Raw genomic sequence first — 19,648 nt, 5'->3', positions numbered from 1 at the left:
AAATTAATGAAGGTGTGATTGTAAAATAGTCGTTATAAAATGGATTCTCTCATGAAAAGTATGCTGTGTAATAACTTTTGTATAAATTTTTTCGACCATTAACTTTTTTAAAATCGTATCATTCAAATGAAGGGATATTTTATTTAAACAGTCCTCAAAGCTGTTATAGGATATAATTTCATCTTTATTGAAGAAAGATGAAAGGTCATATTTTTCTTCAATAATTTGAAAGCCTTGGCAAGCGGCAATATCAAAGGTACGGTTATTAATGGTATTATTTTTTACTTTATTATTATTTTTATTTTGTGGAAATAGATGACTACGATGAGGATTTAAAATGAGACTAGCGTTATTATAATAGAGTGCAACTTCTTGAGGTGGAACCCATTCTTCTATAATCTTAATTCTTCGGTGATTCTTCCATTTTTTTAATAACTTATTTCTCCAGTGTTGACCAATAATAGTATAGTGATAAGGGGTTTTTTCCAAAAGAAAATGTATCAATTTTACCCGGAGTGGATAAGGATATCCAATAAACAATATTTCACTTTTATATTTTGGAATTTTTAGATTAGGTTTAAATACATCTATATTAGTTGCTAAAGGTAAGTGATATACATTGGTATATCCTAAAGCTGTGTAATATTTAAGTGCTTCACTGTCAATAGTAAATATAAAATCGAAGTTATTTAATAGAAGAAGAGAGGTATCTATATAAAATGGATCCTCAGTTAACCAGACAGCTAATTTAATTTTCCTTTTTTTAAAATATTGGATTGCTTTTTGTGGTAGATGATTACCTAATAAGGTGAAAACAATATCGGGATGAAACGTTGTTGTAATGAAATCCAATTGCTGTATTAATTCACTCGGCTCTACTGCTAGCCATTCGAAATTTTGATCGATAAGTGTTCCCTGTATGCTTTGATCTAAATATTGATAGATTTTTGAGTAACCAGAAGTAATGTATAAGAGTTTCATATTTCAATCCCTGCTTTAGGTTTAAAATATATTATGAGAAAAATGTAACACTTTCTATTTCTTTACAACTAATCTTAGTAATACTTGTGGTAGGAGGAGTAATTGAATTTTCCTCTTCTAATGTGACGATACAAGTATTAGGATTAAAATTTGTAAAAATAGCAGGTCCAATAATATTTCCAGATTTCCCAGTCACAGTAACGACTTCGCCTGGTTGTAAATCTTTAAAAATACTACATACTCCACCTGAACAACCAAATAAATTGCATAAGAACAAATTTATCCCTCCTTTAAACAATATACTATATCATATGAAAGTTTGTAGAACGATGTGTAGACAAGTAACCTTTAAAAGAGAAAAAATTTAAATTAAAGCAATTTATTGAAATAATAGATACATTAGAAGGGAGCACTTTAGAGCATACAGATTAGATCTTTCATGAAAAAAGACATTCATTAGATTGGCTTAAATATGGATTAAGCTAGAACCATATGAATCATTTTAAGGAGTGGTTAAAGTCACACTTTCTATATCCTCACAACTTAAGAATATAGTATTGGTAGAAGAGGGGGTAATCACATCTTCTTCAACTAAAATCACCGCACAAGTATTCGGAATAAATTGAGAAAAAGTAGCAGGACCAATAATTTGGCCTGATCTAGTAGTAACTGTAACAATTGTTCCCACTGGCCATATAGAGAATATAACACAAGCTAAACCTTTACATGCTGCCATATTAAACCCTCCTAACTTTAAGTTATAATAATGTATTAAACTCCAAACATTTTATAGTGTATGTGGTTGAAATATGAAGTGCTTGGACTAATAGAAGTCACTTTCCGGTTTTATCCCTTCATGATCAATATGATAATTATAAAATACTAAGATACAAAAGTTTAAAAGATAAAAAATGGTAAGGAGATATATGACAGAGATATTGTATGATCTAGTGATCAGCTATTGCAAGATTCAATTGATATGGATCGGAATTATGAGGTAGGAGATAACAAGTACATGGAGCTATTCTGAATGGTATTTGAGTAGGATGAGATACAAGGCTTAAGTTTTTAGTAGTATCGATGGAAATCTAGAGTAATTTGAGAACAAAAAAAAGAACACAGATCAGTGCTCTTAGAAAGTAGACAATATGGTTTTTGGATTAGTATATAATATCATATGCTCGTTTCGTTTAAGTGTGTAAACAAAATGAAAGAATAAAGCACATATATTTGACACTCCCACGGCCAAAGCCACAAGCTGAGTAACTTCAGTGGGATTCTTGCTACCAAAGGCGAAGTCTATTTCTAGTATCGTTGACGTGCAAGATTGCAGTGTGCCATCACCACTCCGTGTCCAGTGCATATAGCAGACACGGCACTCGTTTTATTGCCAAACGAGTCAGATTGTGAGTTCTCAAATGTGTTTTAGCGTCTTGTGCTTGACGACTCAATACATTTTACGGAGTAGAAGAATTTGTTACTCCAACCTCATATGTATTCTGTTTTCAGAGAACAAGTTTGTTTTAGAGACTTTTACTTGTCTATTATGAAAATTATACTATTTCTAATATTTTATCTGTACATCGCATTTGACCTCACGCTTATCCCACCCCTAAATTGGGTGCTATCGCAACGTAGTGGGCTTTCCCGTTCGGAAAATTAGAGCTATTGGAATAAGTTTGTTTTTGTACTTCCCCTGAAAAGGAGGATGGACAAACCATACCATAGGCACTTTATTAACATTATCTTTAGAAATTTAATGTTAATAAAGTGACATAGTATACGGATAACATTGAAAAATGTAAAGATTGTAGTGTTTGAAACAAATTAAAGAAGTAACATAAGAGATTTACGCATATAGTAATCTCAATGGGTAATATTAACGAAATATTCATTTAAACCAGAAAAAATAATAGTGTTTATAACTTATAATATTGTTACTACAATGAAATAAGGCTAACAATGAGTTAATTTAAAAATTAATTTCAGATAGGAGGAGGATAATGAAGACCAGAGATAGTTATAAAATTATTGTGATTGGTGCTGGGACTGCAGGACTATCTTCTACTGCACATTTATTACGAAATGTCCCCCTATTGAAAGAAAGTATAGCGATTATTGATTCGTCAAAAAAACATTACTTTCAGCCACTATGGAGTTTAGTGGGGGGAGGCATTGTTTCAAAGGAAAGTACGATGCGTGATCAAGAATCGCTTATTCCAAAAGGAGCAACGTGGATTCCTAAAAGTGTTGTTAAGTTATTTCCAACTGAAAATAAGATACTTTTAGATGATGGACTGCTGCTTCAGTATGAAATTCTTATTGTAGCAGCCGGTATACAAATAAATTGGGACGGTATTAAAGGTTTAAAGGAATCTATCGGGACTAATGGCGTTTGTAGTAATTACTCCTATAAATATGTTGATTCAACTTGGAGAGAAATTGAAAAATTTAAAGGAGGAAATGCGGTTTTTACCCACCCCAATACTCCTATTAAATGCGGTGGTGCTCCACAAAAGATTATGTATTTAGCAGAAGAGTATTTTTCTAATAGCGGTGTAAGAAACAAAAGTGAAGTAATGTTTTATACTGCGAACACTAACATATTTCAGGTTCCACGTTATGCTAATACATTGGAACAAGTACTAGAAAGAAAGCAAATTATAACGAATTATAATAAAAACTTAGTAGAAATTATTTCCGAAAAGAGAGAAGCAATTTTTGAAGATACGCAAACACTGAAAAGAGAAACTGTACCATACAGTATGATCCATGTTGTTCCACCAATGGGGCCACCTAATTTTATTAAAGAGAGTGAAATAAGTGATTCTCAGGGGTGGGTATATATAAACCCTTATACTTTGCAGCATGTGCAATATAAAAATATTTTTGGACTTGGAGATTGTACCAATTTACCTACCTCTAAAACTGGAGCAGCAATTCGAAAACAAATACCCGTCTTAAAACAAAATATTATGGACGTACTTAGCGGAAGAGATTTACAGGCTAAATATGATGGATATACATCATGTCCGATTGTTACAGGTTATAAAAGCCTTATACTCGCTGAATTTAACTATGAACATGAGCCTCAAGAAACGTTTCCGTTTAATCAAGCGAAAGAACGATATAGTATGTTTTTACTTAAAAGATATATGTTGCCCTATATGTATTGGAATTTTATGTTGAAAGGGATCCTATAAGAGAAAAGAGAAAGTGGTTATAAAAATTGAAAAGCAATTTGAAATAACTAATTGGAGGGAATAGCTATGCTTTTAAAATATTTTTATGATGAAAAATTAGCACATGCTTCCTATTTAGTCGGTTGTCAGAAAGAAGGCGTAGCAATTGTAATTGATCCTGGTCGCTATATAGAACAATATATAGAATTTGCTAAAAAAGAGGGGATGGAAGTAATTGCTGCGGCTGAAACTCACATTCATGCAGATTTTCTTTCTGGGTCTAGAGAACTTTCTACTCTTTATCATGCCAATTTATATGTATCTGATGAAGGTGATTGTGATTGGAAATATCAATATCTTAACGAAGGTCGATATAATTTGGTTAGAGAGGGGACAGAGTTTAAAGTAGGTCATATAAAATTTAATGTAATTCACACACCAGGGCATACTCCTGAAAGTATTTCTTTTTTAGTAACTGATACAAGTCAAAATAATTATACGAATGATAAGCCGATAGGAATATTCACAGGTGATTTTATTTTTGTCGGAGATATAGGAAGGCCGGACTTATTAGAAACCGCTGTAGGTATGAAAGATACTTCAAAAATAGGAGCGAAACAATTATTTAATTCTATACAAAAAATAAAAATATTTCCTGATTATTTGCAAATATGGCCATCACATGGTGCAGGAAGCGCATGTGGAAAAGCATTAGGAGCAATTCCAACTTCTACATTAGGTTATGAAAAGATGTTCAATTGGGCATTTCAGTGTAATGAAGAAAGTGATTTTGTATCGACTTTATTGACGGGACAGCCAGAGCCTCCAAGGTATTTTTCTTTAATGAAGAATTTAAATAAGTATGGTCCTCCAATTCGTAAGAAAAGAGAAGTTTTTGCTATTAAAACAGTAGAAGAACTTCAAGAAGTTATGAGGGGCGTTCAGCAAATAGTTGATATAAGGGATGTAGAGAGTTTTGCTTCTGGTCACATGGAGAAATCAATTAACATACCGTATAACAATTCCTTCACAACCTGGTGTGGATGGTTACTAGATTATAAAACAAAAACTTTAATCATTCTAGATGAGGAAAAGGTTAGAGTGGAAGAGGTTATTAGAGACTTTGAATCTATTGGGCTAGATAATATTATTGCTTTTGCACCCTTACAAGTTATACAAAGACTTGATAGATTTGAAAGTTACAAAGAAAAAACACCAATTGAATTATATCCGCATATAAAAGATGGAAGCGTTAAGGTAATCGACGTGCGTAGTAAAAAAGAGTGGGAGGAAGGACATCTTCATGATGCAATACATATCCCTTTAGGAAATCTATTTAAGCAGCTAGATTGCATACCAAAAGATTGCCCAATCGTTTTACAATGTCGAACCGGATTGCGTTCCGCTATAGCAGCTAGTATTTTACAAAGAGCTGGTATAAAGGAAGTAGTGAATTTAAAGGGAGGATTTCTTGCGTGGAAAAAAGAAGGGCTTCCTTATACAACAAGCAATCTCGATGCGCAGGAAAATATTATATTAGGTAAGAATAAATAAAAGAAGTAATAGATGAGGTGTTAGACAAGGAAATCATAATTGTTGCAGTTTCCGGAAATACATTAGGATTATTAATTGATTATCCAGTTAAACATGAAAATATAATGCTTGTTTCAGCATTGAAGAATTTGACAATGGATCCATCTTTTATCGAATGAGAGTGTTAGAAGTACTTGGGTATTATCAATAAGTACCCAATCAAAAATTCTCTTGGATGCAAGAGAATTTTTGATTGGGAATAGTAAGGGGAGGGGAGGTGCATTACATATGGGAAAAGGTAGAAGTAATAATGCTGGGAAAAAGCAACCGAATTTTGATGATTCATCTAATTTTGCTAAACAAAGCCAACCGACAGAAAAGAAGAAGAAATAATAACAGGAGCTCTCTTGATAAAGGGAGCTCCTATTAATAGTATATTGACGTTCCAGAACAACATATCGAAATAGCTATAAATACAAGGTTTTAATTTTTACGAATGGCGCCTCATTTAATATTATTGTCCCGCTTTTTTATACTTATTGACGTGTTAAATCCATTTGAAATGCTCCTTAATGACGTTGGACGTGACTCAGTTAAAATTTTTTAAATCTAATGGGACTAACCATTAAGAGAGCCAGGATTAATGTAATCCATGCATTGCTATATGAAAACAATCCCATACCAGCCAATGATAATCCTGCAGCTGGAATAGGTAATCCCTTAAAATATCCAATAGTTGGTTTAATACTAAATTTAGCTAATCTTAAAGCACCCATTGTTGGGAAAAGGATAAATGCCAAAGAAGTTAAAATAGAAGGTGTTGCTATCGTATGAAATAAAAGCGCAGGAGCGACGCCGAAACTAACAATATCAGCTAAGGAATCCAATTCTACGCCAAACTCACTGTTCACTTTTAATTTTCTCGCAATTCTTCCATCAAGAAAATCTAAAACAGCTGAAAAGAAAATGAAAATGGAGGCTACTCCCAAATATTCACTCATATTCAAGGTGATTGAGAAAACACCGCATAATAAATTTCCAATCGTAAATAAATTCGGTATAAATTTTACAAGCTGATTAAACAAGTCTGTTCCTCCTAAATTAATTAAACTTCACATTTCTGTAGTAATTTCTATATATTCTTCCGTTATTCATAAAAATATATGACCACTGTGTTACTGTAAGCTAATTAAATTTCGATAAGAGAAAAATCGATTTCTTAAACGTTCCGCTGGTTTATAAAAGTGTTTAATTATTTTCAGTACGCGTTATTGAAATTTAGTACCTAACATTTTTACAATTGAGTAAGAGTCCTAAAAGCAAAGAAAAAGTCGTATATGATACTACATAAAATCGTTTTTTATTATAAAACTTAAATGTATAGTTGTCTATACAGAAATGTACGAAAGAACTGACAAACATGCTATTTGCAGATGAAAAAGTCCTAGAGGGGACTAGGACTTTTCTACTGAACGATACGATTTATAAAAAGAATATAATTAAATATCATAAGAATGTTTCATAAATGTATTGAAAAAGTGAACATTTTGTTATTCGAATGTAAGTTGAAAACCACATATTTAAGCATGTAGTTTAATAAGGAAAGAGGAACTGAAAATCTGATGAATCTCCACCAATATCGTTTAATTGTCCAATGTAAAGGTGAAAGGATATTAACGAAAAAGCCAATTTAGTAGGAAGTAAATTTAAAAAGTCCTGTATTTTGACAGGACTTTCAAAAAGGGAACAACAGTTAACAACTGAAGGTACCTTCATATTACCATTAATGGTAATGTTATTCCATGTGTTATGTGTTGAGAAATAATCTCCTATGAGATGAAAAAAGTAACCAATGAAGTTAAGTGACGAATTGATGTAAAAAGGACATTTGGACCTGTAAGTAATGGATATGAAACATATAGTTATAGTCGAGAAAATGAACAGTTCATAAGCTAGAAAGTTTAGCTTGCATATAGCATATGTTTTAAAGAAAGGGTGGGGATGAAGTATGTAACGACCGAACTAGGGCATAGAGGGGTTAGTATTCGTGGGCTGTACGTTTCTTGGCGCGGGAGTGGGATCTATGTTTGGGAGCGCCCAAACTGGGTGGCTGATAGGGATGGGCGCTGGGTTTCTTGGTATGGCTTTGACGAGATGGATCGGGAAATAATATAACAGGTTCACTTTCTTCAATAAATAAAGGGATAGGCACATAAAAATGTACTTACATAGGATTTCAAAAAGAAACACCAAAGGGCGTCTCTGCATACTTATATTTCCACTTTAATTATTACAATACCCTTTTAACATACCTTTAGAAAAATGGTTTGGATATAAAGCAATAAGCATCCTGTAGGGGCTTCCTTTCCAATAGCGTTGTAAGGGGGTCCGTAATTTTTGTTTTATGAGCCATCTTTGATTAAATACGTTTAATAGCTGTTTTTCATCCAGTTTTTCTTTCTCTTCAATAGTCCACCTTAATGCTTCTAGTGCTTTACATTTGGACCAAAAGCCAACTGGTGTAACTTTAAATTCCCATTCTTTAAAGCGACCTGGATATAAGTCGTTTATCATTTTAAATGGACTATTTCCTCACATTAATTGACATGGAGATGCTAATCTGTGAGTCTTTAGCCACTTTATACTGTATACATCCATTATTTGTTCGGGCGTTAATTTTTCTTTTTCTTCAATGGTCCATTTCAATGCTTCTAATGCTTTTTCTTTTGTCCAGAAGTTATTGGGCGTCATGAGAAATTCCCATTCTTTAAAACGACTAGGGTACAAGTCGTTAATCATTGCAAACGGACTACTATTCCAGTACATAGCCAGAGGGGCACTAAGTTTGTTTTTCTCCAACCATTTTTTGCCGTATAAGCGTAAGAGCTTTTCGTTCGATAACCCTTTTTTTCTTCAATCATCCATCTCAAAATCGTTAATGCCTTTTCTTTCGTCCAAAAATTTAAAGGAGTCATACCAAACTCCCATTCTTTAAATTCACTTGGGTATAAATCATTTATTGCTTTAAAAGGGCTATTTTCGTATCTATGTTTGAGTAATCCTCGTAATTTATACTTTACAAGTAATTGAGTGTTCCATTTTTTTCTGATGTCTTCCTTATCCCATTTTAAGATACTGTGTAATAAATATGTGATTACTCTGCGGGCGAGCTTATTATCCATATCTTCTTTCCAAGTATTCGGAGGGAATCGTTTCCTTTTTCCATCCAATATTTCTTGATAAATATCTTCAATCGCAACGACTTTCATTGACAATATATAAATCCTCCTACATTTGTATTTATATTTATACAGTATTAACATTCGAATTAATATATCTATATTATATAATCTAAATGAAATCATCATTAAAAACAATATATAATTTATTCTTTCTGAAAAATCTAATCATTTAACGAATTAATATTTGTATAAATTTTCTATTTTTTGTTATATACTTAATTAGAATCATTATATCTGTATATTAGGAGTGTATTTTTATGGAGAAGCTTAACAAAAGCGATATTATTCGTACCGTTCCGCAAAATGGTTTCTTTGGACATCCAAAAGGACTATTTACTTTATTCTTTACAGAATTTTGGGAGCGGTTTTCTTACTACGGAATGAGAGCAATATTACTTTACTATATGTACTATTCCATTTCAAAAGGTGGCTTAGGGATGGATCATGCCACAGCTGCATCCATTATGGCTATCTATGGTTCGTTAGTTTACATGTCAGGCATTATTGGTGGGTGGATTGCTGACCGCCTATTAGGTTCAAGTAGAACAATATTTTGGGGTGGCGTTTTAATAATGATCGGTCATCTCATATTAGCTCTACCAGGAACGGTTAGTACACTATTTATCTCAATGGTATTTTTAGTACTTGGAACAGGGTTATTAAAACCGAATGTATCTAGTATTGTTGGTGATTTATATAGTGAAACAGATACTCGTCGTGATTCAGGTTTCAGTATTTTCTATATGGGTATTAATTTAGGAGCACTATTATCTCCGTTTGTGATTGGAACACTTGGTCAAAAGTATAACTTCCACTTAGGTTTTGGTGTGGCAGCAATTGGTATGCTATTTGGATTAATTATGTATGTTCTTACGAAAAAGAAAAATCTAGGATTAGCAGGAACGCAAGTACCAAATCCTTTAACAGACAAGGAAAGAAAAAAGGTTCTTATACAGTTTAGTATTGGTATTATCGCAATTGCACTAGTTTGTGTGTTAACAATTCCAACAGGTATTTTAACGATTGATCGATTTACTTTACTTGTAAGTATCTTAGGTATTCTAATTCCAACAGGCTACTTTGTCTTTATGTACCGTAGTCCAAAGACGACAAAAGTTGAAAAATCTCGCTTAATTGCTTACATACCACTATTTATCGCTGCTACAATGTTTTGGGCGATTCAAGAGCAGGGAGCAATCATCTTAGCTAGTTATGCTGATCAACGTACGCAGTTAAACTTTGCAGGATTTGAGGTTCAATCTTCATGGTTCCAATCTTTAAACCCTATTTATATTGTTTTACTAGCACCAGTATTTGCTTGGCTTTGGGTAAAGCTGAATTCACGCCAACCAAGTACAGCAAATAAATTTGCCATCGGTTTATTATTTGCTGGTTTATCATTCTTAGTGATGATTATTCCTGCATATATCCATGGTACCGAATCTCTTGTTAGCCCAATTTGGTTAATCATTAGCTTCCTTTTAGTCGTAATCGGGGAACTTTGTTTATCACCTGTCGGCTTATCTATTACTACAAAACTAGCACCAGCAGCGTTCTCTGCTCAAACAATGAGTTTATGGTTCTTAACGAGTGCATCTGCACAAGCTATCAATGCGCAGCTTGTTCGATTATATAATCCTGAAACAGAGATTATTTATTTCGGTGTAATTGGCGGAATATCCATTGTTTTAAGTGTTATTTTATATTTCATGGCTCCAAAGATTCAGGTACTTATGAAAGGGATTAAATAATAGAACTGTGCCAAAAACTTGTTACCATGCAGGTTTTTGTGCACAGTTTTTTTAGTGCTTTATCGTATGTAAAACTAGCTCCTTTTAAACGAAGAACAACAAAGGCAAATTGATCAGAAGTAAGTCATTTATCGATATGGATGATTAGGAGAAAGCATTTACGGTAACCCCAAGTCGAGAGTATTCCGATACTAATATAGTTTATACATCTAACCATATTTAATAGGTTAGTTTTGAAAGATGGAACTCCCGCATTCGAAAATGATGTACATAAGTTTTCCAAATGGGCAGCTTATTTTTTGTTTTGGGGTTACTTCAATATCTAAGCTAAATGCCTATGGAGCAAAACTAAAAAAAGACGCCAAATGGCGCCCCCAACTTGGGTTAATGAGGTTTAGTTTTCCAATCTAAAGAAATATTGTATCAGCTCACAAAGAGAGTATATCATAACATCCAAGAGAAATAATATGCATTCTTACATATCGAAATAAATTTTGTATTCTTGCACTGACGGACCAGGAATAGCAAGATATGAAGCAAATAAGCGCTGTAAAAATATCAATTCATAGAAGCGATTAATTTCTGATATGACATGTTTTAATATCATAAAAGCCATCACGAAATGATGATTGCATGATGGCTTTTGTTGTTTTCTTATTTCTTTGTCTCATTGACCCATGTAACGATGTCCTGGATGACATACGTAGGAACATTGGAAGGGACTTCGTATTCACTAGGATGACTGAATTCCCCGTCGCCCTCCGTGAAGATGTGATTCAATTTCGGATATTCTTTGAACTGAACATTACTGCGGCTTGAAAGCCCTTCTTGCCATCTCGTAAACTCGTCTTTTACAGTTACTTGATAATCACGTGCGCCTTGCAGAATCAGTAATGGCTCTTTTCGTGATTTCGCTTCCTCAACTGGACGCCAACGAGTCACATCATACATGAAATGTGGAGAAGGATAATTATAACCAGCTGGTGGGTGATCTGGATCAAAAGTAGGATCCTTAATATAAGCGAATTGTTTTTTTAGTTCATCAATAAATTCCTTAGGTGCCCCGAGGTACTGATACTGATCAAGAAGCATGTCAGTAAAAGGACGTGCAGGAGGTGCCATTAAAATACTTCCTCTTACAAGTGATGAAGGTGCTTTGCTTAGTATACGCGGCATGGTGCCAGCTCCTTGGCTATGTCCGAGAATGAAAATGTTACCTGGGTCAATACCTTCCTGCTGCGCTGCTGATTTCGCTGCATATATGGCATCATCTGTAGTATCTTGGTCTAATGTAGCAGATTCTGCACTCATTTTAAAACCGTGTTCTAAGGAACGTTTCTCGTAACGTAACACTGCGATACCGCTTGATGAAAGACCGGCTGCAAGGTCTCTAAAGATTTTAGCTCCCATAATTGTACTGTCACGATCTTGCGGACCCGAACCGTGAACAAGAACAACAACAGGCACTTTTTCGCCAGGTTTATGTTTTGGAACCGTTAATGTGGCTGGTAAAGGGTATGTAGCATTTCCAATGATGATTTCGCGTTCTTGGTAGGAATCAGGTTGGTCATAGCTAGGATGCGGGATGGTATAAGATTTCTGTGGCGTCGTCCTTACGCCAACTTCATCAACTTTGCCGCCAGGCGTGAATTTAATGAGTAGTGGAATAGTAGTTCCTTCGATAGCTCCTGGAATTTCAACCGTTTGATGGACCAAGTTTCGTTCCTTTATAACAGGTGTTCCCATGCTTGTAATTCTGCTCCCGCCACTTTGTGTCCACCAGCTTTGTAATATGTTTGCCGTAAACTTGGTTTGAAAAGCTGCAGACGTCAATTGAAGTGCCTCTGCATATTTGCCTTGCTGGAGATATTCAAAAAATAAAGACGTACGCTCCGTTAAAGAGACTGGTTTCTTTTCTGCAGTTTGTGTCACTTGTGTATCCGCATGAATCGTTGTTGTAAGCGGAAAAGAAGAAACACCTAAAGAAAAGAGTAGAGTAAAAGAAAGTGCTGATTTTTGTAACTTCTTTTTTTTCATCTTTTTCATCCTGTTTAACCTCCAAAATGTAATGGTATGAAATAGGAATGGTAATTAGTGGAATGTTTTCCTATTGGGGTTTCGGTACATGTATGGGGGAATCCTGCATACATATCATAAAAAGTCCATTTGAAAGAGTAGAGGAGTTAAACAATGGATTTATACATAAACCTTTGCTAAATCATAGAAATCAATAGTTTTTCCAACAAGGATTCCAATCTCGTTATGATGTAAGGGAAGAAAAATAAGAAGAGAGGAGGTATACGATGAAAAAAATTTTATGGTTCATTTCTATATTGTGCATGATTTTAGGAGTGGTAACAGGGTGTAGTAGCAAAGATGATACTGGAATTTCCGTTACAAGAAATGTAGCGGAGAAAGACCAGCAGAAAGGAAGCGAAACAAAGCAAAATAAGAAAGAAGAGGATAGTTATGAGGCAGCAGCGTCCGTACCTGTAAAAAAGAAGAGTTTACGGGTAAACTGCAGTAACCAGAATTGGTCGAGCAGGCAATGAACCCAGTACCTGGGGAGAGTAAGAAACAAAATGCTAATAGAATCATCAAAGCTACGATACTGGATCATATCGACGGTGATACGTTTCGAGTGAAGTTAGCAAACTTTCGTTATCAAGATGAATTGATTTCTAAAGAAATACAGCAAGAGATTTGTCCATTAATAGTTACCCAAAATGCAATTGCATGCAGATGGAAAATTGTGACTTTGTGGTACTTAAGCAAGAATGGAGTTATTAGGTTTAATGAATTATTAAGGATGTTACCTGGTATCTCAAAAGGAATCTTAACTAGACAATTAAGAGAGCTTGAAGAGGACGAGCTAGTACTCACAGAAGTTTATAATGTTGTTCCACCCAAAGTAGAATATTCACTAACAGAGCAAGGTAAAAAGTTTATACCTGTATTAGAAGCAATGCAAGTTTGGGGTAAAGATTTACTAAATAAAAAAATAGAGATGCATGAAAGACATGAGGATTAATACAGTATTACTACCTTCTTATTACCAATAGATAGAAGGTATGGAGTCCAAATTAAGTTACATTATTGTTGATTATTGAGTATAAGCACATTGATGCAATAGTAATTTAAGAGCTACGATTGTAGCTCTTTTTCTTATCCAGCTAACGGTGCAGTTAGTGGAAGAAGGATTTTAATTTACTATGATGAAATATGTAATCTAGATGAAATCTGAGAAGGAGGTTTCAATACTATAAAAAATGTTTTGTAGAATGAATGTAAGGGAGGAAAGCTAACTTGGAAATCACAACAGAAAGATTAATAATTAGACCGTTTAAGGGTACTGATTTACAGGATGTATTTGCTATTTATAATAAAGATGACACATGTAAGTACCTTTTACATAATAAGTGGACTCATGAAGATATGCAGAAAAGATTCGATCAGAAGCTAGCAAACAATGTACTCACTACAGAATCAATATTAAGTTTGGCAGTCATATACAGGACTAAAGTAGTTGGTGATCTATCAGTATGGTACACAGATATGAAAGACACTGTTGAGATTGGTTATAGTTTTTCAAATGAAGTAGCTGGGAGAGGTTTGGCAACAGAAGCAGTAAGTAGTTTGGTATTTAAATTATTTGATGAATTTAATGTACATCGTATACAAGCTAATCTTGATGCACGTAATACAGCTTCACAAAAATTGTGTGAACGAATAGGCATGAGACAAGAAGCCCATTTTATACAAGATTTTTGGAGTAAAAATGAATGGACAGATAGTCTTGTATATGGAATGTTATCCTCTGATTTGAAGTAATAGACGTAGTGGTTTTATTATGTTAACGGGTGCGTTAGTTGAATAAAAAAGAGCATAACATATTATCTAAGACTTATATATTATGCTCTTTAATTCATTAACCTTTTTAAATTTAGGTCTTAATAATTTCAAATGTAGAAAAGCTCCCGTATTTTTTTATTAAAATAAATTAAAATTACACAAATAAAAGCTCGTGAGCTCACATTTTTATATTTTAGGATAATGATATGCAAGATTGCATGTGTAAAATGGTTGCAATTTTGCACAACCTGTAACTATAATTGTTACAGGTTGGTGAATACCAATCAAACAAATACAATCATCATGAATGGAGATGTTATCGAATGGGTATGAAAAAATTAATCTTAGCAGGTGCTTTAGGGTTCGCAGCATTATCAGGAACAAATCTACCAGGATTAGAAGCAACAAAAGCGAGTGCAGCTTCTATTGAAACGAATTATTCGACGTTAGAAGGACGCGTAGTAGAAGTGGATCATGGTGTGATTGTTGTGAAATCTAAACAATATGAAGAACCAGTTAGTGTTTATATAGAAAATATTTCAAATGTGAAAGTAGGAGACGAAGTAAAAGCGACTGGATCTATGATGCGTAACTTTACGGAGTATATGGTTGCAACAGAAGTTGAGAATACTACAAACAAATTAGGTATGCATTTGAAAGAAAATGGCTCACCTGATTATTTGATTGGTGAAGTATCAGAAGTAGGTAAGATGGAAGACAGTACTACTAAATATGTCGTAGTTGAGTATCCAACACAAAATGGGGAGAAAGACGTTATTGACGTGTTCTTAACAAAGGGACAAGTATTTAAAACAGGTGAGAAAGTGAAAATTGATATGAAGTATGTAGGCTGGGGCGGCATTTCTATTAATTACAACACAGTTGATCACATCGAAAAAGTGCATGATGTAAACAATAGCACTCAAAATAATGATGATGTGTGGATTTGGTCTTAATTTGATTAGCAATATCAGAATCAAAAAAGTAAGACGTTCTTATGTTGTAAAAGCTATACTGAAATGAGTATAGATTATAATATTCATTTCAATTAAATAAAGGAGAGGAGTCTATTTTATGACTTCTCTCCTTTGCTTTATTCGAACTTTGTTGGAGTCTATTTATATGACCATATTTAAGCAAGAATAGCTTTTAAAATCGACACTTTGTTTGTAGTAAATAATACATAATTTTGTTTTACAGTTCTAATTAATATACGGTCAGTTGTCCCATATGCTGTTCCAATACGGATTGCAGTTGGTTCTTCAACTCCAGCATAGGTAGCATCTTCGGTAACCTCAAGCACATCACGTAATGGGATCGTAACCTCCGCCAATTGCCATGAAATAATTAACGCTTCTTTTGTTTTTTTTACATCAATACCTAGCATTATACCAAGACCTTTCTATAATAGAATGCTACACTTCTTATCTTGTTATACAAATTTTTAAATTATTTTTCTACATGTATGAATAGAACTGGTATTTTAAGGGTGTAAAAAGAACAGGAAGAAAAACTATCAATCTATTAAGAAATACGTTATGAAGAAAAGTTCACAGGGAATTAATATGGATTTGATATGGTTGAAGTATGATAAACGAGTAACTGTAGGAGTTTCAGGAAGGAAATGAATGATGAGACTTAAATTAGTAGGAACCTTAACTTGTATAGTAGTAATGTTAGGTACCTTTATCATTTACACCAATATATCTATTGGTAAAGAGCCATATAAGACAAACCATGAAACTAGTGAAAACTCCATAAATAATGAAAAAAATAGAAAGCAAAATGGGACTTCAAGTAAGATTGCAAGCTCTTTTTCAAGTATACAGGCTGTAATAAATAAGGAATATGGTTTACCCGAAAACTATAAACCAGAGGATTTAGTTGTACCAAATGTACCATTCTCATTTAGTGGAACGGTAGAAAAAAGTCACCTTCGTAAAGAGGCAGCGGAAGCGTTAGAAAAACTATTCTTTTTAGCTAAGCAAGATGGTATACAGTTGAATGCTGTGTCAGGATTTCGTTCCTATGAGTATCAAAAAGGCCTGTATGCCAGCAATGTTAAAAAGAATGGGCAAGAGCATACGAATCGCTTCTCTGCAAAGCCAGGGCATAGCGAACATCAAACAGGGTTAACAATGGATGTTTCATCGAAAAGCGCGAACAATGGACTAGAGCTAGCCTTTGCAAATACGAAGGAAGGCAAATGGCTAAAAGATAACGCGCATCGTGCAGGATTTATCATTCGTTATCCAAAAGGTAAGGAAAGTATAACAGGATATGCATATGAACCTTGGCATATTCGTTATGTAGGAGATATCGCTGACAATATATATCAAGAAAAGCTAACTTTAGAAGAATATATGAATCTAAAAAAAATAAAGAATTGATCTAGTTAGTATTAGTAGTGAGAGTTTTAAAAGATAGAATATATACGCATCTCGCGCAAACGCCATTACAATCCCGGTTGATAATCAAAAGATTAAACGATATATACTGGATTGCAGTTATCTAAGTCAAATTGGCATGTTATTATGTAAGTGCGAATGCGGATGTACGGATTCGCACTTACATAATACATCACATAGGTATTTGTAAAAAACAAGTGAATAAATCTCAAAAAGAAAAGAATACTTATATCATTGAGACAGAAAGAGAAATTTAGTAGTTATATTTTAAAATCTGTATTTAAATAATATTTAGCGGAATGCTCAGCTAAACCAAGTACAATAAAAAGAATTAAAGGAAATGCTCTACTTCGACATCACAACAATTAAATTTTGTAAAATACACCATCTATTTTGTCTTAAGGAGTTAAAGTTAACTGTTTTGTATTAAAATGTTATACACTGGCAATGTCCTATAAGCAACAATTTCATCAATATAAATATGTATAGCTGAATGTACCATATTTATACTGATGAAAGATAAGGTATATGATACCTTTATAAAAGGAGAGAAAAATAAACATTTACAACTTCGCGCGAAATACCAATTTTACGAACAATAAGATGTATAAATAAAAATCTAATACAGTATTTAGGGATTTCGAGCTCATTAGCATGAATCTCCGTATTTGATAATTTCTATATAATTCATATTTTATATAGAAATTATCAAATACTAAATTACTCATTGCAAAATTTTTATAGCAAATTACATTTAAATTTATAAAAGTTTTTCTTATGATGATCTAATTAACTCCTTATAATCATGATTAAATTAACCAATTCGTATTTTATAACAACTGTTAAAAATTTTTCGTGTATTCATTTTGTATGAATTTATATATGAAAATTGTTTTATTTTGCACACCTATGAATGTGATTTTTGTACTAATTTTTATAACTTAATACAGCTTTATCATGTGCTTATCTATAATTTTATTAGAATGACTACACTATCCTTATTTAATTTCGAGTATATTTTATCATCCCATAATTTAATTATGTAAATAAGTCTGTGTAAAAATTGAATTTAATGCGAACTTGTGTTCGTGTCTATTTTCTGTTATATTGTATATGAGGTGATTTTTATGGAATACAGCAAGCAACGTCAAAAATCCGTACATCGTAAGAAATTATACGAAAATCTAAATGAAATGCCCTTTTACATAGAAGAATTTGTGGAGTACAAAGAATTGCATGATGCCTCTCCCTCCACCCTACTGAATTATGTATATGATTTTAGAGTCTTCTTTAATTGGTTATTATCTGAACAAATTATTGAATTGAAACCCATTAAAGACATATCCTTCTCTGATTTGGAAAATTTAAAGAAAAAAGATGTTGAAAATTTTATGAGATTTTTAAAACTACAACAAAACATGCAGAATTCCTCTGTTAACAGAAAAATTTCAGCCTTAAAATCATTATTTAAGTATCTTACCTCCCTATCAGAGAATGAAGATGGAGAATGTTATTTTTATAGAAATGTAATGGCTAAAATAGAAATACATAAAGATAAAGAAACATTAAATGCTCGTGCAAAACGTATGAGATCTAAAATATTCCATAATGATGACGATCAAGAATTTTTGAATTACGTTAAGTACGAACATGAAAAATCTTTAACAAAACATCAGTTATTCTATTTCCTAAGAGATAAAGATCGTGATGTAGCTATCCTCTCCCTCTTTCTTGGTAGTGGTATTCGTGTAAGTGAATTAGCCGATCTTCGTATGGAGGATATAAACCTAAAAGAAAGACTAATTGATGTAATTCGCAAAGGAAATAAAGAAGACTCAGTATGGATTACCCCAATTGCATTGAATGATATTGAAAAGTATATGGAAATTAGAGATAACAAATACGCCCCAGGGAAAGAATTAAAAAATGTGTTTTTATCGAAGTATAAACATACTGCACAGCCTCTTTCGGTTAGAGCTATACAGGATATAGTAGAAAAATATACAAAGGCCTATGGCAAAAAAATGTCTCCTCATAAATTAAGACACACACTGGCAAATAAGCTATACATGGAGGAAAAAGACTCGTTACAAGTCATGCAACAACTTGGGCATACCAGTCAAGATACAGCCTTGTTATACACTCAACTTGGAGAAACAACTATCAAAGATAGTTTGGGGAGAATTGGAAAAAATAAAGAATAAAAGTTCAGTAATGCAAAATTGCTGAACTTTTATTCTTTTCTCTGCTAGAGTTAGTGTAGTGGTTTTAAATGTCATGCATTATTCATTACATATTTAATTTTATTATATAAAAAATACATAGTTAAAATTCTACTTTAATTGGTATATAAAAACTGTCTCTTGTTAGAATTAGATAAATGAAAATTTTAGATTCCTACAATTGGTGTTTACTCTTTTAAGTTGATAGCGATGTGGTGATACCCGTTTAGAACGCTATCTTTGCACTAAAAAAAATCGAACCATAAATTTGCCGGTAAGCTTATGGTTCGATTTAAATTATGTACTTTTAGTAACTACTCAGCCCCTCTATGAAAAAAGCCAGAAAAGCATCTTTTTAAATGGGCAAGAGGGACTGGTCATGCATAGAAGCGGTCAGGGCCTTTTCCTGCCACGCGCAAAGCTTTAAAACAAAGAAAGGAAGGAAGCGAGGTGTAGGTCCATTTTTATCTTCATCGC

17 protein-coding genes and 1 pseudogene are annotated in these 19,648 nt (G+C 33.2%); 11 read left to right on the top strand and 7 right to left on the bottom strand.

The window, feature by feature from the left end; translation table 11 throughout:
• Positions 1-3 precede the first annotated feature (3 nt).
• The 3 genes from ACS2MN_RS25160 to ACS2MN_RS25150 form a co-directional block, all read right to left on the bottom strand.
• Positions 4-981, bottom strand: a complete 978-nt coding sequence (locus ACS2MN_RS25160; protein ID WP_098806078.1) for a CgeB family protein — start codon at positions 979-981, stop codon at positions 4-6.
• Between the two features lie 31 nt (positions 982-1,012).
• On the bottom strand, positions 1,013-1,258 hold the full coding sequence (locus ACS2MN_RS25155) for a CGEA protein (protein WP_097957441.1): 246 nt from the start codon (positions 1,256-1,258) through the stop codon (positions 1,013-1,015).
• 225 nt (positions 1,259-1,483) lie between these two features.
• Positions 1,484-1,717, bottom strand: coding sequence for a CGEA protein (locus tag ACS2MN_RS25150; RefSeq protein ID WP_098806077.1), 234 nt, complete (start codon positions 1,715-1,717; stop codon positions 1,484-1,486).
• Positions 1,718-2,984: 1,267 nt separating this feature from the next.
• Here ACS2MN_RS25150 and ACS2MN_RS25145 point away from each other — a divergent pair.
• From ACS2MN_RS25145 to ACS2MN_RS25135, 3 genes are all read left to right on the top strand, one after another.
• On the top strand, positions 2,985-4,184 hold the full coding sequence (locus ACS2MN_RS25145) for an NAD(P)/FAD-dependent oxidoreductase (RefSeq protein WP_098806075.1): 1,200 nt from the start codon (positions 2,985-2,987) through the stop codon (positions 4,182-4,184).
• 66 nt (positions 4,185-4,250) lie between these two features.
• Positions 4,251-5,717: an MBL fold metallo-hydrolase gene (locus tag ACS2MN_RS25140; RefSeq protein WP_346994563.1), complete on the top strand. Its 1,467-nt coding sequence runs from the start codon at positions 4,251-4,253 to the stop codon at positions 5,715-5,717.
• A gap of 17 nt (positions 5,718-5,734) precedes the next feature.
• The gene (locus ACS2MN_RS25135) at positions 5,735-5,875 is read left to right on the top strand and encodes a hypothetical protein (protein WP_346994562.1); all 141 of its coding nucleotides are present in this window, start codon (positions 5,735-5,737) and stop codon (positions 5,873-5,875) included.
• A 414-nt stretch (positions 5,876-6,289) separates the two neighbouring features.
• On the opposite strand, the gene pssA is transcribed toward ACS2MN_RS25135, so the two are convergent.
• On the bottom strand, positions 6,290-6,781 hold the full coding sequence (gene pssA, locus ACS2MN_RS25130) for a CDP-diacylglycerol--serine O-phosphatidyltransferase (protein WP_198130856.1): 492 nt from the start codon (positions 6,779-6,781) through the stop codon (positions 6,290-6,292).
• A 962-nt stretch (positions 6,782-7,743) separates the two neighbouring features.
• Here pssA and ACS2MN_RS25125 point away from each other — a divergent pair.
• On the top strand, positions 7,744-7,866 hold the full coding sequence (locus ACS2MN_RS25125) for a hypothetical protein (protein ID WP_255256300.1): 123 nt from the start codon (positions 7,744-7,746) through the stop codon (positions 7,864-7,866).
• Positions 7,867-7,979: 113 nt separating this feature from the next.
• Here ACS2MN_RS25125 and ACS2MN_RS25120 read toward each other — a convergent pair.
• Positions 7,980-9,019: pseudogene (locus ACS2MN_RS25120) on the bottom strand (DUF4046 domain-containing protein).
• 176 nt (positions 9,020-9,195) lie between these two features.
• On the opposite strand from ACS2MN_RS25120, the gene ACS2MN_RS25115 reads away from it, so the two are divergent.
• Positions 9,196-10,689, top strand: coding sequence for a peptide MFS transporter (locus ACS2MN_RS25115; protein ID WP_000413415.1), 1,494 nt, complete (start codon positions 9,196-9,198; stop codon positions 10,687-10,689).
• A gap of 654 nt (positions 10,690-11,343) precedes the next feature.
• Here the strand turns inward: ACS2MN_RS25115 and ACS2MN_RS25110 are convergent.
• The gene (locus tag ACS2MN_RS25110; protein WP_346994701.1) at positions 11,344-12,726 is read right to left on the bottom strand and encodes an alpha/beta hydrolase family protein; all 1,383 of its coding nucleotides are present in this window, start codon (positions 12,724-12,726) and stop codon (positions 11,344-11,346) included.
• 266 nt (positions 12,727-12,992) lie between these two features.
• Between ACS2MN_RS25110 and ACS2MN_RS25105 the strand changes: the two genes are divergently transcribed.
• The 4 genes from ACS2MN_RS25105 (at position 12,993) to ACS2MN_RS25090 (ending at position 15,497) form a co-directional block, all read left to right on the top strand.
• Positions 12,993-13,241: a hypothetical protein gene (locus ACS2MN_RS25105; protein WP_085451199.1), complete on the top strand. Its 249-nt coding sequence runs from the start codon at positions 12,993-12,995 to the stop codon at positions 13,239-13,241.
• A gap of 89 nt (positions 13,242-13,330) precedes the next feature.
• Positions 13,331-13,720, top strand: a complete 390-nt coding sequence (locus ACS2MN_RS25100; protein ID WP_346994700.1) for a winged helix-turn-helix transcriptional regulator — start codon at positions 13,331-13,333, stop codon at positions 13,718-13,720.
• Positions 13,721-13,995: 275 nt separating this feature from the next.
• Positions 13,996-14,520, top strand: coding sequence for a GNAT family N-acetyltransferase (locus ACS2MN_RS25095; protein WP_098806070.1), 525 nt, complete (start codon positions 13,996-13,998; stop codon positions 14,518-14,520).
• A 344-nt stretch (positions 14,521-14,864) separates the two neighbouring features.
• Entirely contained in the window at positions 14,865-15,497 is a 633-nt protein-coding gene (locus tag ACS2MN_RS25090) for an ATP F0F1 synthase subunit alpha (RefSeq protein ID WP_098806069.1), read from the top strand.
• Positions 15,498-15,673: 176 nt separating this feature from the next.
• On the opposite strand, the gene ACS2MN_RS25085 is transcribed toward ACS2MN_RS25090, so the two are convergent.
• On the bottom strand, positions 15,674-15,928 hold the full coding sequence (locus tag ACS2MN_RS25085; RefSeq protein ID WP_097954855.1) for a SunI/YnzG family protein: 255 nt from the start codon (positions 15,926-15,928) through the stop codon (positions 15,674-15,676).
• A 244-nt stretch (positions 15,929-16,172) separates the two neighbouring features.
• Here ACS2MN_RS25085 and ACS2MN_RS25080 point away from each other — a divergent pair, with 244 nt between their 5' ends.
• Both ACS2MN_RS25080 and xerS read left to right on the top strand, forming a co-directional pair.
• Positions 16,173-16,931 carry a M15 family metallopeptidase gene (locus ACS2MN_RS25080; protein WP_098144874.1) on the top strand — a complete coding sequence of 253 codons (759 nt, stop codon included), beginning with the start codon at positions 16,173-16,175 and terminating at the stop codon, positions 16,929-16,931.
• 1,145 nt (positions 16,932-18,076) lie between these two features.
• Positions 18,077-19,153 carry a tyrosine recombinase XerS gene (gene xerS / locus ACS2MN_RS25075; RefSeq protein ID WP_087968757.1) on the top strand — a complete coding sequence of 359 codons (1,077 nt, stop codon included), beginning with the start codon at positions 18,077-18,079 and terminating at the stop codon, positions 19,151-19,153.
• Positions 19,154-19,648: the final 495 nt, after the last annotated feature.

This window comes from Bacillus cereus group sp. BceL062, from assembly GCF_051780025.1.
In the GTDB taxonomy this organism is placed as follows: Bacteria; Bacillota; Bacilli; order Bacillales; family Bacillaceae_G; genus Bacillus_A; species Bacillus_A toyonensis.
Note: the sequence above shows the minus strand (reverse complement) of the source record. Positions and strands in the feature narration are given on the sequence as shown.